The organism is Microcystis sp. CS-574, from assembly GCF_028329095.1.
Classification (GTDB): Bacteria; Cyanobacteriota; Cyanobacteriia; order Cyanobacteriales; family Microcystaceae; genus Microcystis; species Microcystis ichthyoblabe_A.
The window spans coordinates 1-12,642 of the sequence record NZ_JAQMSY010000121.1 but is presented as its reverse complement, the minus strand read 5'-3'; the positions used below and the strand labels follow the sequence as shown (position 1 = coordinate 12,642).

The window sequence follows — 12,642 nt, the reverse complement described above, 5'->3', positions numbered from 1 at the left end:
GGGGGATTGTACAGTAATTAGGTCATTTTGATAATCTTTCTCGATAGATGAGCATCAACAAGGCTGGTTAGATCAGGTAGGAACACCAATCACTCCAACCTCCAGAATATAGCTTAACATTCTCGTATCCGGCTAGGGTCAGGGAAAAGATATTAACACAGGCTGTCACTCCTGAACCACAGTAGAGGATAATTTCTCGATCGCCTTGCCGCTCTTGCCAACGTTGTGTTTGCAGGTCCTGGGGTTGGGAAAAACCCTGACTATCGGTGACTTCCAACCAGGGATAATTAAGCGCCCCCTCGATGTGGCCCGCGATCGGATCGATCGGTTCCCTTTCACCCCGATAGCGATCGCTTTCCCTGGCATCAATTAACACCACTCCCCCTTGCTCTTTTTGCCTTTTTACCTCTTCGATCGTCACTACCCAATCCTGTTGAACTTGGGGGAGAAAAGAGCCGGTTTTCGGCACAGGTATCTGATTAGAGACGGGATAACCGGCATTTAACCAATTTTGCCAACCACCATCGAGAATACTGACTCGTTCATGGCCCAGATAACGTAATAACCACCAGAGACGACTGGCAAAGGCAAAACGGGAGGAATCGTAGGCGATAACATGGGTTTGACCAGAAATCACCCCTAAAGAGCTTAATTTAGCGGCTATCGTCTGCGGATTCGGTAAAGGATGACGGCCGCCATGACGGGCAATGGGAGCCGATAAATCGCGATCGAGGTGTAAATACAAGGAATTTTCAATATGATTGGCTAAATACTCTTGATAACCGAGCTCGGGATCGTTTAATTGAAAACGACAGTCAATAACCATCAGATCGGGGCGATCGAGATTAGTTAGTAACCAACTAGGAGAAACGAGGGGTGCGATCGGATTCATGGCGGGAAAATTGTTTAATAATTAACAGACAGTTGCGCTGATCTTCGCTGCGAGTATAACTGAGTTGATCGGCGATTTTTTGGAGGATCGGCAGTCCTTGCCCATGACCAGAGAAACTATAGTCATGATAGGCGTTTTTCTCGATAAAGTCCTCTAAATCGAAGACGGAACCCCGATCCCAGATGCGAATTTCCATCTGGTGAGAGGTAATCTCAATCTCGATCTCGATCGGGATTTCGGGGGGGAGGTGTCGGTGAGCGTGACGGACTGCATTGGTAAAACCTTCGGCAAGAGCAAGCTGACACTGGAGCCAGTCTTTTTGGGGAATGCCCGTCGGTTCAAGTTGCTGAAAATATTTTAAAACGGTATCTAAGGACCTGAGATCGCTATCTACCTGAAAAGAAATCTTCACCCCCGGCTTACCTCTGCAATGCCTTACGCTAGAAGTTATACCATTTTTCCCCAACTATGAATGATGTGTTAGCTCGATTCTGGATTTAATCTTCTCTTGAGGGACAAGCAAAGTCATCCGTCAGGGAGTCCGAGGTAAGCAGTAAGATTGAGATAGTCGAGTTACAAAAAAGATGGTACGAATTCTAGTAATTGATGATGATGGAGTAATTCAAACGTTCCTGAGACGAGCTTTGCAGAAGGAATACGAGGTTTTTGTTGCCAGTGATGGGGAAGAAGGATTAAAGCAAGCGGGGCAACTAAAACCGGCGATGATTATTTGTGATTGGATGATGCCGGGGATCGATGGGTTGGAAGTTTGCCGGCAAATTAAGCTTAATCCCCAACTGTCAACGACTTTTTTTATCCTCTTAACTTCTTTGGGATCGGTGGAGGATCGGGTGAAGGGATTGGATGCGGGGGCCGATGATTTTTTGTGTAAACCGATCGAAATTAATGAGTTAAAAGCGCGTGTGCGAGCGGGAATGCGTTTGCATCAATTAAGTCATGATCTGCAAGCACAAAAACAATTACTAGAAATCGAGTTAGCCGAGGCGGCGGACTATGTGCGATCGCTGTTGCCAGAACCTTTTATTTCTCCAAAACTTGCTATCGATTTTCGCTTCCTTCCTTCTCGTCAATTGGGGGGCGATGGCTTTGATTATTATTGGTTAGATAATGACCATTTGGTGTTATATCTTTTAGATGTGGCGGGCCATGGTTTACGAGCGGCTTTACCTTCCCTTTCCGTAATTAATTTACTCCGTTCCCGTGGTTTAAGTCAGGTGAATTACTATGAACCTAATCAGGTTTTACAAGGGTTAAATCAAGTTTATCAAATCAGTCCTAAGAATGATAAATATTTTACTATTTGGTACGGAATTTATGATCGGAAACAACAACAGTTAACCTATGCCAGTGCCGGTCATCCCCCAGCAGTTCTCCTGACTCAAAAACCTTTTGGCCAGATGATTGAAACCAGACTGAAAGCCCCCGGTTTTCCCATCGGGATGTTTCTAGAAGCAGAATATATTAATCAGGTTCAATCCCTGAATTTACCCAGTAGTCTTTATCTTTTTAGTGATGGAATTTACGAGATCGATTGTGCTGATGGTAGGATGTGGGGACTAGAGAACTTTATTCAATCTTTACGAAATTATCACTGTAATTCCGCCAAAAATCTCGATAATTTTATTGGAGAAATTCAAGCTTTACAATTTGATGGCAATTTTAAGGATGATCTTTCGATTATGCAGGTGGATTTTCGCTGATTAACTTCCTAAAATTTTTTGTTCTAATTCTTCTCGGTTATTGAAAATTTCAAAAACTCGATCCATATCGGTCAATTCAAATAACATTTTTATCTGCTCATTAATCGAGCAGATCAATAGTTTACCCCCCGCAGAACGCACGGTTTTTAAGGATAAAACTAGCGCCCCTAAACCAGAACTATCCATAAAGGTGACATCCTTAAAGTCAACGATAATAACCTCGGAACCTCCCTGCACGGCTTCGGCAATTTCTTGGCGAAATTCGCTGGCTTGGTTGCCATCTAAAATACCGGATGGTTGAATAACTTTGATGGAAGAACTCATAAAAAAAAGGAAAAATTAAATGTTTTCTACCTGCTCACTGATAACTGCTCGCTGAAATCTGCTGATAGCAGCCAATCTTTAACTATTTTTAACATATTAGGGTCAAGAAAAGCGCAAAATTAAAAATAGGAATTTTTGAAACTGTATGGAAAGTTACGATGTCATCCTCATCGGTGCGGGGCATAATGGTTTAGTTTGTGCCGCCTATCTCCTCAAAGCTGGTTATCGCGTCCTCCTTCTCGAACAGCGTAGCGTACCAGGAGGAGCGGCTACCACAGAAGCGGTTATCCCAGATCTAGCCCCCGATTTTAAGTTTAATCTCTGTGCGATCGATCACGAATTTATTTTTTTGGGGCCGGTAATTGAGGAATTAGAGCTAAAACGCCACGGATTAGAGTATTTATTCTTCGATCCTACCGTTTTTTGTCCCCATCCTTCTGGCCAATATTTTCTTTCCTATCGCTCTCTGGAAAAAACTCACGCCGCAATTGCCCAGTTTTGTCCGCGAGATGCCGATCGCTACCTTCAGTTTATCGACTATTGGGGACAGTTGATGAATGCGATCGGGCCTTGGTTTAACGCTCCACCTCAAGATTTGCTCAGAATCGCCCGCAATTATAACTCTAGTGCCTTAGCTAGTGTCTGGAAAGCGATCGGCTCGAAAAAGAAACTGCTCGACTTCATCCGCACGATGATTACTTCCCCCGAAGATGTCCTCAATGAGTGGTTTGAGAGCGAATTTGTCAAAGCACCCCTGGCTCGTCTAGCGGCAGAAATTGGCGCTCCTCCCTCCCAAAAAGGCATTACCTCCGGGATGATGATGATGGCGATGCGTCACTCCCCCGGGGTGGCTCGCCCTCGTGGTGGTACAGGCGCACTAACTGAGGCTCTGGTGAAATGTGTTGTCAGTCTCGGTGGGGTGATTTTAACCGAGCAGAAAGTTAAACAGATTCTAATCGAGGAAGGACAAGCGATCGGGGTTAGGGTGGACTCTGGAGGTGAATATCTGGCAAAAGCGGGTGTTATCTCTAATATTGACGCTAGACGAGTTTTTTTACAGTTAGTCGCTCCCGCCGATGTGGATGCCGCCGATCCAGAATTGCGAGAAAGGGTAGAACGGCGAATTGTCAATAACAATGAAACAATTCTTAAAATTGATTGCGCCCTCGCGGAAGCGCCAAGGTTCGAGGCTTACGATCACAAGGAGGAGTATTTACAGGGAACGATTCTCATCGCCGATTCCGTGCGTCACGTTGAACAAGCCCACGCTTTAACGATTTTGGGGCAGATTCCCGACGAAAATCCCTCGATGTACCTAGATGTACCCACTATTCTCGATCCGTCTATGGCTCCCCAGGGCAAGCATACCCTCTGGATCGAATTTTTTGCCCCCTATCAGATTGCCGGGGCCGAGGGAACGGGATTAAACGGCACGGGATGGACGGAAGAATTAAAAAATCGCGTGGCCGATCGAGTTCTTGATAAACTGGCCGATTATGCTCCCAATCTCAAATCTTCGATCATTGCCCGTCGGGTGGAAAGTCCGGCCGAATTAGCTAATCGTTTGGGTTCCTATAAAGGTAATTACTATCATCTTGATATGACCTTAGATCAGATGATTTTCCTGCGTCCTTTGCCGGAAATAGCTAACTACAAAACCCCCATTAAAAACCTTTATTTAACTGGGGCAGGAACTCACCCCGGCGGCTCAATTTCGGGAATGCCGGGGCGCAATTGCGCTCAGGTTTTTCTGCGGGAACAAAGCACTTTTCTGCAAAGATTATTTAACTAGGGTTGGCTGAATAAATGTGAAATAAGTAGGTAGGCGTTAAAAGTTATCAGATGCCCCTCTTATTAAGGGGGGATTAAGGAGGGATCCCCCCGCCTATCTGCACCCCCCTTATCAAGGGGGGCAGGGGGGATCGAACCTAAAATCCATTTTTAATTTAATTATAACCAGCTACTTATGTACAAGGTAAGGGGTTTAGTGGCTTGTTTCACAAAACAGATACAAGATTTTAAAGCTAGTGTCTCAAAAACCTTGCATCTTGATCAGCGATCGCCCCTACTTTTTCACCAAACTCTAATTATTTTTTACTATTTGAGTATCGGGGTGATTTTCCCTTAATTCCAAAATGTAATAAGACAGTTGAATAAAAATACTATAGTGATAATTCATGGGTTGTCTCCTTGATTTAATTTGGCTAGTTCCTGAAGTGCATTTCTTCCGTCTTTTTCCTGGTAGTGATCGGCATCACTACTATTTTTGCCTAACAGGATCAAGCTATATTATAAACGGGGATGAATTCAGTGGTTATGACCGCTATTACCTAATCTCCCTAGTGTGTTTTGGTACGAATAATCAGAATAGTTTTATCGTCTTCATAAATTTCATAAAGCAGACGATCTTTTCGATTTAGGCGATAGGAATACAAGCCTTCTAAATCGCCTTTTAAGGATTTGCCAATATAGGGATTAATTGCAATTATGTTAGTTAAAATTTCTTGAAGTTTGACTTTCTGTTTTTGGGTGAGTTCGTCGGTATCTTTTCGCGCTTGTTTAGAAAAGACAATTGTGTAGGTTGTCATCCAAATACTTGTTCCATTGTGAGGGTTTCTCCTGCGGCATATTCTCGTCGTGCTGATGCAATATGTTGTAATAGTTTGGGATCTTGCATGAGTTCGGAGGTTTCAGCTAAGGATTCCCATTCTTCTTGAGTAATGAGAATATAACTGCGATTTTCACGAACGATCACTACTCCATCGGGTTCTTTTTCAGTACGATCACAGAGTTCTTCTAGGTTGGCTTTGGCGTAATCAACGGTAACTTGATACATAAATCGCTTACGGTTTGTGGGGATTAGTCTTATAATAAAGCAAAAATTGCTTCTTGGCTGACGTTTTCATTATTTATTTTGGGCTTTTTGGTTCTGATCGAGAAGAAGGCGATATGACAACTTTAGTAATGATCTAAGCCGTAACTTGCATAATCTCTTTAGCGGGAACAGCTAACACTAATTGATTAGGATAAACAATTTCTACGCCAATTGTCTCCATAAATGCTTCTTTTTCTGCTTGAGTGGCTGAGACAAAATTTCCTTGTTCATCATATTTAACCCAATTCCCAAATAATTCTACTAGATAAGCCTCCCTATTTTTCAGAACTTCTACAATTGCTCCAACTGTACCGATAGGCGCAATTCCGCCATCGGTTAAGGGAATATCTTCCGTTAGTTGAATATCATCAAATAATTTAAACTTACTCATTTTTATTACTCTAAACTTTTATTGATTGAAACTAGAAGGTACTGCTGTGACAAATCTCACCACATCTTCTCCTGTCAGGATAATCCAAACAGTACGAATTTGATGTAATTTACCGGAATATCCCCTGATTTTAACATAAGCATGATAGCGATCGCCATACTCTGTTGTATCTTGTTTTTGTAATATTTCGAGAGATAAGTACCTAAGCAAAATTAATTACACATATCTAACCACCTCTTGCCTCTTGCCTATCTTCACTAGGAAATTAATTTTGCACGACTACTTAGAAACATAACTAACATAGAAATTAGTCTCTATATCTCTTTCGATAATTGCTGTAAATAGTTTCATAAAGTACCTCGCTTTTTAGAGTATAATCACACAGTAAAAATTGCTTCGGTGGGTTCTTGGTTGATACAGTTTAATGCAGGTATCACTCTCTCGTCATGACATAATTATTAATAACAGAGATCTCACTCATACCAAGCATAGTTTCCCTAAGCTGTTACCCATTTAAACTGAGTATTAGAGTGTTAAAAAATAAACTATAAAACTCGACTTTCCCTACTCTCATCTGGTCTTAACAGATAATTTAGATAGGTCAGCAGTTTAACTCGCACAAATTTTTAACTGGGATTGTTGCTATACTGGTGGCTATGGAGAAAAGATCATGTTAATTATTCTTCTGATGAAGATTATTAGTCACCTTTTCATGTACTATGGGTCTATGGCAATATTTTTGAAGGATCACGATCGATGCAATCCCTAAGGCTCAGAGTTAAAACTGCTTGGAGAAGCAAAAAAGCAAGGACGATTATATCGTTCCTATTGCTTTTTATCTTAATGCCAATTTTTCTTTATGCTTGTTTTAGTGATCTTCCCAACCAATCATCGGAGCAACGGCAAGGACCCCTTTTGGTTTGGTATCCAGAAGAGGGCAATTTAACTAAACTAGTAGGTCTCGGTTTCCAAGAGTTTGAAAAATTAAATCCGCAGGTGACAATTCTTGAACAAGCTATTCCTATCGATGAGATACCCGAACGTTTTTTTAAACAATCTCAAAGCGGATTGGGTGCGAGTGTTATTCTAATTTTTTCGAGAAATATACCCAGATTAGTATCTGAAGGAGTACTGGGGGAAATTGACCGAAAAAATCTAGATTTATCTATCTATAATCCCCCAACCCTGAAACAAGTTAGCTATCAAGGAAAAATCTATGGCATTCCCTTAGGTTCTCGTACTCGTGTACTGTGTTACAATCAAAAAAAATTACAAGTTAGTACCGATCCGCTGCTGAAGCAACCTCCCACCAGTTTAGAGGGATTAGTAGAACGTGCGCGCAAAGGTTATTCTGTGGGGATAGTTTCCTCTTTTGAAGATACTTTTTGGGGAATGGCAATTTTTGGCAGCTATTTGTGGGATGATCAGGGTAGGCTGCAACCTCGCTTGGATGGTTGGGCAAAATGGCTAGAATGGCTAAAATTTGCCTCGTCACAGCCTAATTTTATCCTCAATCGTCAACGGGAATTGCTTCATGAGGCCTTTGCTAGAGGCCGCTTAACCTATTATGTGTGTAATTCTATTGAAATTGCCGATTTAAAAAACAGCCTCCAAGATGATCTCAGAGTCGCTTTACTTCCCCAAGACACTCAAGGTAAAGCAGCGCCAATTCTCTATACACGGGTGATGGTATTTAATCGTAATAATAGTGATAATGAAAATAGGTTGGGATTAGCTTTAGGAAAATTTCTCACTAATCCCGAACAACAATTGCAAGCAATTATCCAAACAGAAAGTTTTATTCCCACTAATCGACGGGTGCAGATCGAAGGAAATTTACTACCGATCGAATCGGTATTATTACAACAATCTCACAATGCTGTGGCAGTTCCTCTGGATGATTGGGAAAAGTTGAATAAAATTTTAGAAGAGGGAGAATTTTGGTATGAAAGAGCGATCGCTGGTGAAATATCTTCCTCAACAGCAGCCCACCAACTGACACTTTATATTCAATCAGGTCTTGATCAGGAAGTCAAGAAAATGAATTAATTATGAACAACAATATCCCCTCTCTTTCGGAAATAATTGCTAACCAATTATTATTTTTAGGACGCAGAAATGTTCAAAATCAATTAATGATTATTTTTCTCTGTTTAATTCTTGCTTGGTTATTGTCAAAATGGTTATGGTCTTACTTAGAAAAAAGATTTCCTCACGTCACCACTTTTATCCATAGTGATAAAAAATTAACCATCCGTCAATATTTTGCTATTCTGATAGAGTTTCTTAATTTTCCAGTTATTAGTATAATTTTACTGAATTTAAATTATCTAATTTTTTTCAGTCAAAATTGGACAAGAGGAATGATTAGTTTATCTATAAAACTCCTGTGGTTTTATTTAGTTTATCGTGGTTTATTAGCTGGACTATACGCCAAGTTTTCCGTCAATAAAATTAAATATTATCATTTCCGGCTTTTAGCACCTTTATTGGTGTTATTTCTCCTGAGAATCATGATTGGTTTCTACAATAATATTCAGGAAATCGCCAAAGTATCTCCTTTCAATTTATTCAATAGTCCGATCACATTGGGAAGCATATTTATTTTGATAATAGCTCCCTATTTTCTAGTAATTGTTGTTGATCTTATAGAGACTATAATTTTGAGTATTGCTCATTTAAATCAGCAAGCTAGTCGCGGTGAAATTGAAGCAACTTTACTGTTAGGACGTTATTTTTTTATTGTCTTAGGTTTTATCATCATCTTGGGTTATGTGGGAGTTAATGCAACGGCAATAGCGGCAATTACTGGTGGTTTATCGGTGGGTATTGGTTTCGGTATGCAGCAAGTGGTAAGTAATTTTATTAGCGGTATTTTACTATTATTTGAAAAAGTTCTCAAACCGGGTGATATCATTAATATTGAAGGGCAAACTTCTCAGGTAAAAAAGCTAGGTATTCGAGCGACAACAGTGCAAATCCTCACGGATAATTCCGAAAAAATTATCCCCAATCAAAAGTTTTTTACTGAGGATGTCACCACCTATACGGGTAGTGATAACTTGATTTATTGTTCAATTGCTATCGGAGTTGGTTATCATTCTAACGCAGAACAGGTGATGAATTTATTGCTAGACATTGCTGATCAACATCCTAACATACTTAAAAACCCGCAACCAGTAGCCTTTTTTATTAATTTTGGTGATTCTAGTTTAAACTTTGAATTAAAGTTCTGGTTGGATGATGTTAACAGGAAAAAGCGAGTAATTAGTGATGTTAATTGTGTTATTCTTGATAGGTTTACTCAACAGGATATCGAGATTCCCTTTCCGCAGCAAGATATTCATATTCGCAATAATTAGCAATTTAAGTAGTCGTGCAAAATTAATTTATTGGTTAAAAAGCTTTATCAAAATGTCTAGTTAATTTTGCTTAGGTACTTATCTTGGTCAAAAACCTTATCTGATTATTTTCATCTCCAAATATATCACTTTCACTTATTGAATTTATGTATTTATCGTTTTTTTGTTAATAACCAGTGTCTTGACAAAAAAACAATTTTAATATAAAATCCACACTAGGTAATATGTTCAGGAAATAGCTCGTAATTTAGAATCGAAATCGCTCAGATTAATCTATCGAGGTTTTGCTCATGCTTTTTGGTTATACTTTGCTTGGCACTTTATCGATTTTTGTTGAACTTAGACATCAATCGCCGCGCGACTTTTTTCCTTTAATTGCTGTCATCTACCCTAACTAAAAATTCCATGATTATCACCAGTTTACAAAATCGTTTTCCCAGAAATAATCCCACCCGTCGGCTGCGAGCTTTTCTACTAGGCCTTTTCGCCGCCACTATGACCGCCTTACCCCTAAAAGCCGCCGAAGAAGTTGAATTTGTCTATACTCCCCTCGTCTTTTCTGTATCGGTAGCATCCCTAGAAACCTTTGCTAAAGAAGGCAAAATTGATGCTAATTTAAAACAATTTCTAGCCAGAGTAACTCCCGAAGCAAGAGAGCAGTTTCGTGAAGCTTTATTAACAAAAATTGACATTAATCCTGTTTTACTATCTCGTTTTTTTAATAGTGTGATGGGTGCTGATATGCTCTCTCGTTTGGGCAAAGGCATCACCATTGAAGGGGGAATTAATGGTAAATATGCCCTGCGGGGTGCGATTGTTAGTGCCGCTTTTGAGCCGGGGGGATTAACCCTTTTAAATGTGCTGAAAAAATTCCCCAATAATATCCAGTTACAGGGGGAAGAAATCCTCGGATTAGCTAAAACCATCGATTATGCAGTTTATGTGGCGGAAATATTTATTAAAGATATGCGCCTCTGGACAGCCGAGGAAGCCGCTGCCGTTAAACCACCGATTAATTATACCAGTTTACCCGATCTGCGTCAGCGCGGTAGCTTTCAGGTAAAAAAAGAAGTTTGGAACCTAACCGATAGCAGTCGCAATCGCAGTTTATATGTCAATGTTTATATCCCGCAAACTTTCCGAGAAGGTAAAACACCTGTAATTATTTTTTCCCACGGATTAGCCTCGCGACCAGAAGATTATGCTCAAGCAATTGAACATCTAGCTTCCTACGGATTTTTAGTAGCGGCACCGCAACACCCCGGCAGTGATACCCAATACCTACAAGGAATGTTAGGGGGGTATTATCGCAATATTTTTGATGGCAATGAGTTTATTAATCGACCCAAAGATATTAGCTTTGTCATCGATGAATTAGCAAGACGTAATCCTAGTCAATTTCAAGGTCAACTTGACCTCACTAATGTGGGAGTAGCGGGTCATTCCTTTGGAGGTTATACATCTCTAGCTGTTGCTGGCGCACAAATTGATTTTGATAATCTCGCCCAAGATTGTAATCTTCCTTACTCCGGTATTAATATCGCCATTGTACTGGAATGTCGCGCCCTGGAATTACCTAGACAGGTCTATAATTTTCGTGATGAACGAGTCGCGGCTGTCTTTGCAGCTAATCCCGTTAACCGCAGTATTTTTGGAGAAAAAGGTTTAAGTAAAATCTCGATTCCTGTCCTCTTGGGTTCCGGAAGTTATGACCCAGCAGCTAATCCGATTTTTGAACAGGCCATTCCTTTTACTTGGTTAAAAACGCCAGATAAATATCTGGCCATGGTGGAGGGACAAGCTCATGTAAATTTTACGGAATTGGATGCAGGAATGCAAAAAACCCTAGAGTCTGTGGTCGATATCACTTTACCCAATCAAAATTTAATCGAGGATTATGCGGGGGCTTTATTGGTCTCTTTTTTTGAAGTTTATATTGCTAATAATGACAAGTTTCGTCCTTTTCTTCTGTCTAGTTACGCAGAATATCTCAGTCAGGGACAAAAGTTTAAATTAGACTTTATTACTGCCGCTTCTGACGAGAAATTATCTCAATTGATTGAGAAATTGCGAGTACATAGGCAATAGGCACTCTTGCAATAGTAAAACGGAGGGTGCGTTTTTTGGATGCTACTCGTCTTTTATCTTTTGTAGCAGCTTTTTTTGCTTAATCCCATAGGTAGCAACTTAGGTTATCTAAAAGAACACCTATTCGATTACCCTGCCCATCGGTGATACACCTTTCCTTTAATTTCATTTGAGAACAACTGCCTTAGTTAATTTTCGTTCTAATTATAACTCAGGTGTTAACGCCTAACCATGTTGATCTATCCTTCTGGAAAAAAACCTTCAAGCTTTGGGAACTCTCACTCGTTCTAATTTCCTCGAAACTATTCCCAACTTAGCGCCTTTAATCCTTCATTTTGGGGGGGAGGTCGCTTTAAGAGAAGTGTATCAGGGAATTAGGGATGTTAGTCAGTGGTGGCGGTGATTCTTGTTCTATGAATTAGCCTCCACCTTACCCAATTGAATCAGCAGTCTGCTCCCCAGTGCCTTCAGCAAGCGCAGAAATTCAATAAAATAGTAAATAGGTGACATCAGGAAAAAATTATCTATGGCAACTACATCCGAAGACGTATGGCAAATCTTAGCCGAATTAGCCACTGCTCAAGCCGAATTAACTGCTGCTCAAAAAGAAACTGACAAACAACTAAAGGAGACTGACCTAATATTGAAGGAAGTTAGTCAACAACAGAAGGAAAACGCTCAACAACAGAAGAAAACTGACCGACAACTCAAAGAATTAGGACAGCAAATTGGGGGACTCGGTGCCAAATTCGGCAGCTTTACCGAAGGACTTGCCCTTCCCTCAATGGAAACGATTCTCAGACAACGGTTCGGCATGAAAGTTGTTAGTCCCAGTGTCCGAGCAAGCGAAGATGGAAAACACCTAGAAATTGATGTTCTTGCCTATACTAATGGTGAGCTAAATACTGCCTATATCGTCGAGGTTAAAAGTCATGCTAGAGAGGAATCTATTACACAATTAAAAAGTATTTTGCAACGGTTTCGCCGCT

The 12,642-nt window shown here is 40.5% G+C and carries 13 protein-coding genes; 6 read left to right on the top strand and 7 right to left on the bottom strand.

The window, feature by feature from the left end:
* Window positions 1-67: 67 nt before the first annotated feature.
* A complete protein-coding gene (locus PN470_RS09715) occupies window positions 68-892 on the bottom strand; it encodes a sulfurtransferase (protein ID WP_272104426.1) in 825 nt (274 codons plus the stop codon).
* Entirely contained in the window at window positions 861-1,304 is a 444-nt protein-coding gene (locus PN470_RS09710) for an ATP-binding protein (RefSeq protein ID WP_002738125.1), read from the bottom strand. Before PN470_RS09710 ends, PN470_RS09715 begins: the two co-directional genes overlap by 32 nt.
* A gap of 172 nt (window positions 1,305-1,476) precedes the next feature.
* Here PN470_RS09710 and PN470_RS09705 point away from each other — a divergent pair, with 172 nt between their 5' ends.
* Complete coding sequence (locus tag PN470_RS09705) at window positions 1,477-2,613, top strand: SpoIIE family protein phosphatase (protein ID WP_004162032.1); 1,137 nt, start codon at window positions 1,477-1,479, stop codon at window positions 2,611-2,613.
* Here the strand turns inward: PN470_RS09705 and PN470_RS09700 are convergent, their stop codons facing one another.
* Window positions 2,614-2,937 (bottom strand): STAS domain-containing protein, encoded by a 324-nt coding sequence (locus PN470_RS09700; protein ID WP_002736579.1) that lies wholly within the window; start codon window positions 2,935-2,937, stop codon window positions 2,614-2,616. It abuts the gene before it with no gap.
* A gap of 145 nt (window positions 2,938-3,082) precedes the next feature.
* Here PN470_RS09700 and crtO point away from each other — a divergent pair, with 145 nt between their 5' ends.
* A complete protein-coding gene (gene crtO, locus PN470_RS09695) occupies window positions 3,083-4,729 on the top strand; it encodes a beta-carotene ketolase CrtO (RefSeq protein ID WP_271935821.1) in 1,647 nt (548 codons plus the stop codon).
* 547 nt (window positions 4,730-5,276) lie between these two features.
* On the opposite strand, the gene PN470_RS09690 is transcribed toward crtO, so the two are convergent.
* The 4 genes from PN470_RS09690 to PN470_RS09675 form a co-directional block, all read right to left on the bottom strand.
* Window positions 5,277-5,525, bottom strand: a complete 249-nt coding sequence (locus tag PN470_RS09690; protein WP_271935820.1) for a type II toxin-antitoxin system mRNA interferase toxin, RelE/StbE family — start codon at window positions 5,523-5,525, stop codon at window positions 5,277-5,279.
* On the bottom strand, window positions 5,522-5,773 hold the full coding sequence (locus tag PN470_RS09685; RefSeq protein ID WP_002763538.1) for a type II toxin-antitoxin system Phd/YefM family antitoxin: 252 nt from the start codon (window positions 5,771-5,773) through the stop codon (window positions 5,522-5,524). The genes PN470_RS09690 and PN470_RS09685 overlap by 4 nt, the downstream gene beginning before the upstream one ends.
* 133 nt (window positions 5,774-5,906) lie before the next feature.
* Window positions 5,907-6,203, bottom strand: a complete 297-nt coding sequence (locus tag PN470_RS09680; RefSeq protein WP_002751949.1) for a DUF4926 domain-containing protein — start codon at window positions 6,201-6,203, stop codon at window positions 5,907-5,909.
* Window positions 6,204-6,221: 18 nt separating this feature from the next.
* A complete protein-coding gene (locus PN470_RS09675; protein WP_271935819.1) occupies window positions 6,222-6,413 on the bottom strand; it encodes a DUF6883 domain-containing protein in 192 nt (63 codons plus the stop codon).
* Window positions 6,414-6,959: 546 nt separating this feature from the next.
* Here PN470_RS09675 and PN470_RS09670 point away from each other — a divergent pair.
* The 4 genes from PN470_RS09670 to PN470_RS09655 form a co-directional block, all read left to right on the top strand.
* Window positions 6,960-8,252: a sugar ABC transporter substrate-binding protein gene (locus tag PN470_RS09670; RefSeq protein ID WP_002777738.1), complete on the top strand. Its 1,293-nt coding sequence runs from the start codon at window positions 6,960-6,962 to the stop codon at window positions 8,250-8,252.
* Between the two features lie 2 nt (window positions 8,253-8,254).
* Window positions 8,255-9,565 carry a mechanosensitive ion channel family protein gene (locus PN470_RS09665; protein ID WP_002777736.1) on the top strand — a complete coding sequence of 437 codons (1,311 nt, stop codon included), beginning with the start codon at window positions 8,255-8,257 and terminating at the stop codon, window positions 9,563-9,565.
* A gap of 405 nt (window positions 9,566-9,970) precedes the next feature.
* The gene (locus PN470_RS09660) at window positions 9,971-11,653 is read left to right on the top strand and encodes an alpha/beta hydrolase (protein ID WP_002737869.1); all 1,683 of its coding nucleotides are present in this window, start codon (window positions 9,971-9,973) and stop codon (window positions 11,651-11,653) included.
* A 526-nt stretch (window positions 11,654-12,179) separates the two neighbouring features.
* Window positions 12,180-12,642 (top strand): DUF3782 domain-containing protein (locus PN470_RS09655; protein ID WP_272104423.1); only part of this gene is annotated, 463 nt, incomplete at its 3' end.

What these genes read in the sequence shown, in the direction of transcription:
- PN470_RS09715 (WP_272104426.1), bottom strand. Translation starts at nt 892, where the DNA reads ATGAATCCGATCGCACCCCTCGTTTCTCCTAGTTGGTTACTAACTAAT.
- PN470_RS09685 (WP_002763538.1), bottom strand. Translation starts at nt 5,773, where the DNA reads ATGTATCAAGTTACCGTTGATTACGCCAAAGCCAACCTAGAAGAACTC.
- crtO (WP_271935821.1), top strand. Translation starts at nt 3,083, where the DNA reads ATGGAAAGTTACGATGTCATCCTCATCGGTGCGGGGCATAATGGTTTA.
- PN470_RS09665 (WP_002777736.1), top strand. Translation starts at nt 8,255, where the DNA reads ATGAACAACAATATCCCCTCTCTTTCGGAAATAATTGCTAACCAATTA.
- PN470_RS09705 (WP_004162032.1), top strand. Translation starts at nt 1,477, where the DNA reads ATGGTACGAATTCTAGTAATTGATGATGATGGAGTAATTCAAACGTTC.
- PN470_RS09660 (WP_002737869.1), top strand. Translation starts at nt 9,971, where the DNA reads ATGATTATCACCAGTTTACAAAATCGTTTTCCCAGAAATAATCCCACC.
- PN470_RS09680 (WP_002751949.1), bottom strand. Translation starts at nt 6,203, where the DNA reads ATGAGTAAGTTTAAATTATTTGATGATATTCAACTAACGGAAGATATT.
- PN470_RS09700 (WP_002736579.1), bottom strand. Translation starts at nt 2,937, where the DNA reads ATGAGTTCTTCCATCAAAGTTATTCAACCATCCGGTATTTTAGATGGC.
- PN470_RS09670 (WP_002777738.1), top strand. Translation starts at nt 6,960, where the DNA reads ATGCAATCCCTAAGGCTCAGAGTTAAAACTGCTTGGAGAAGCAAAAAA.
- PN470_RS09690 (WP_271935820.1), bottom strand. Translation starts at nt 5,525, where the DNA reads ATGACAACCTACACAATTGTCTTTTCTAAACAAGCGCGAAAAGATACC.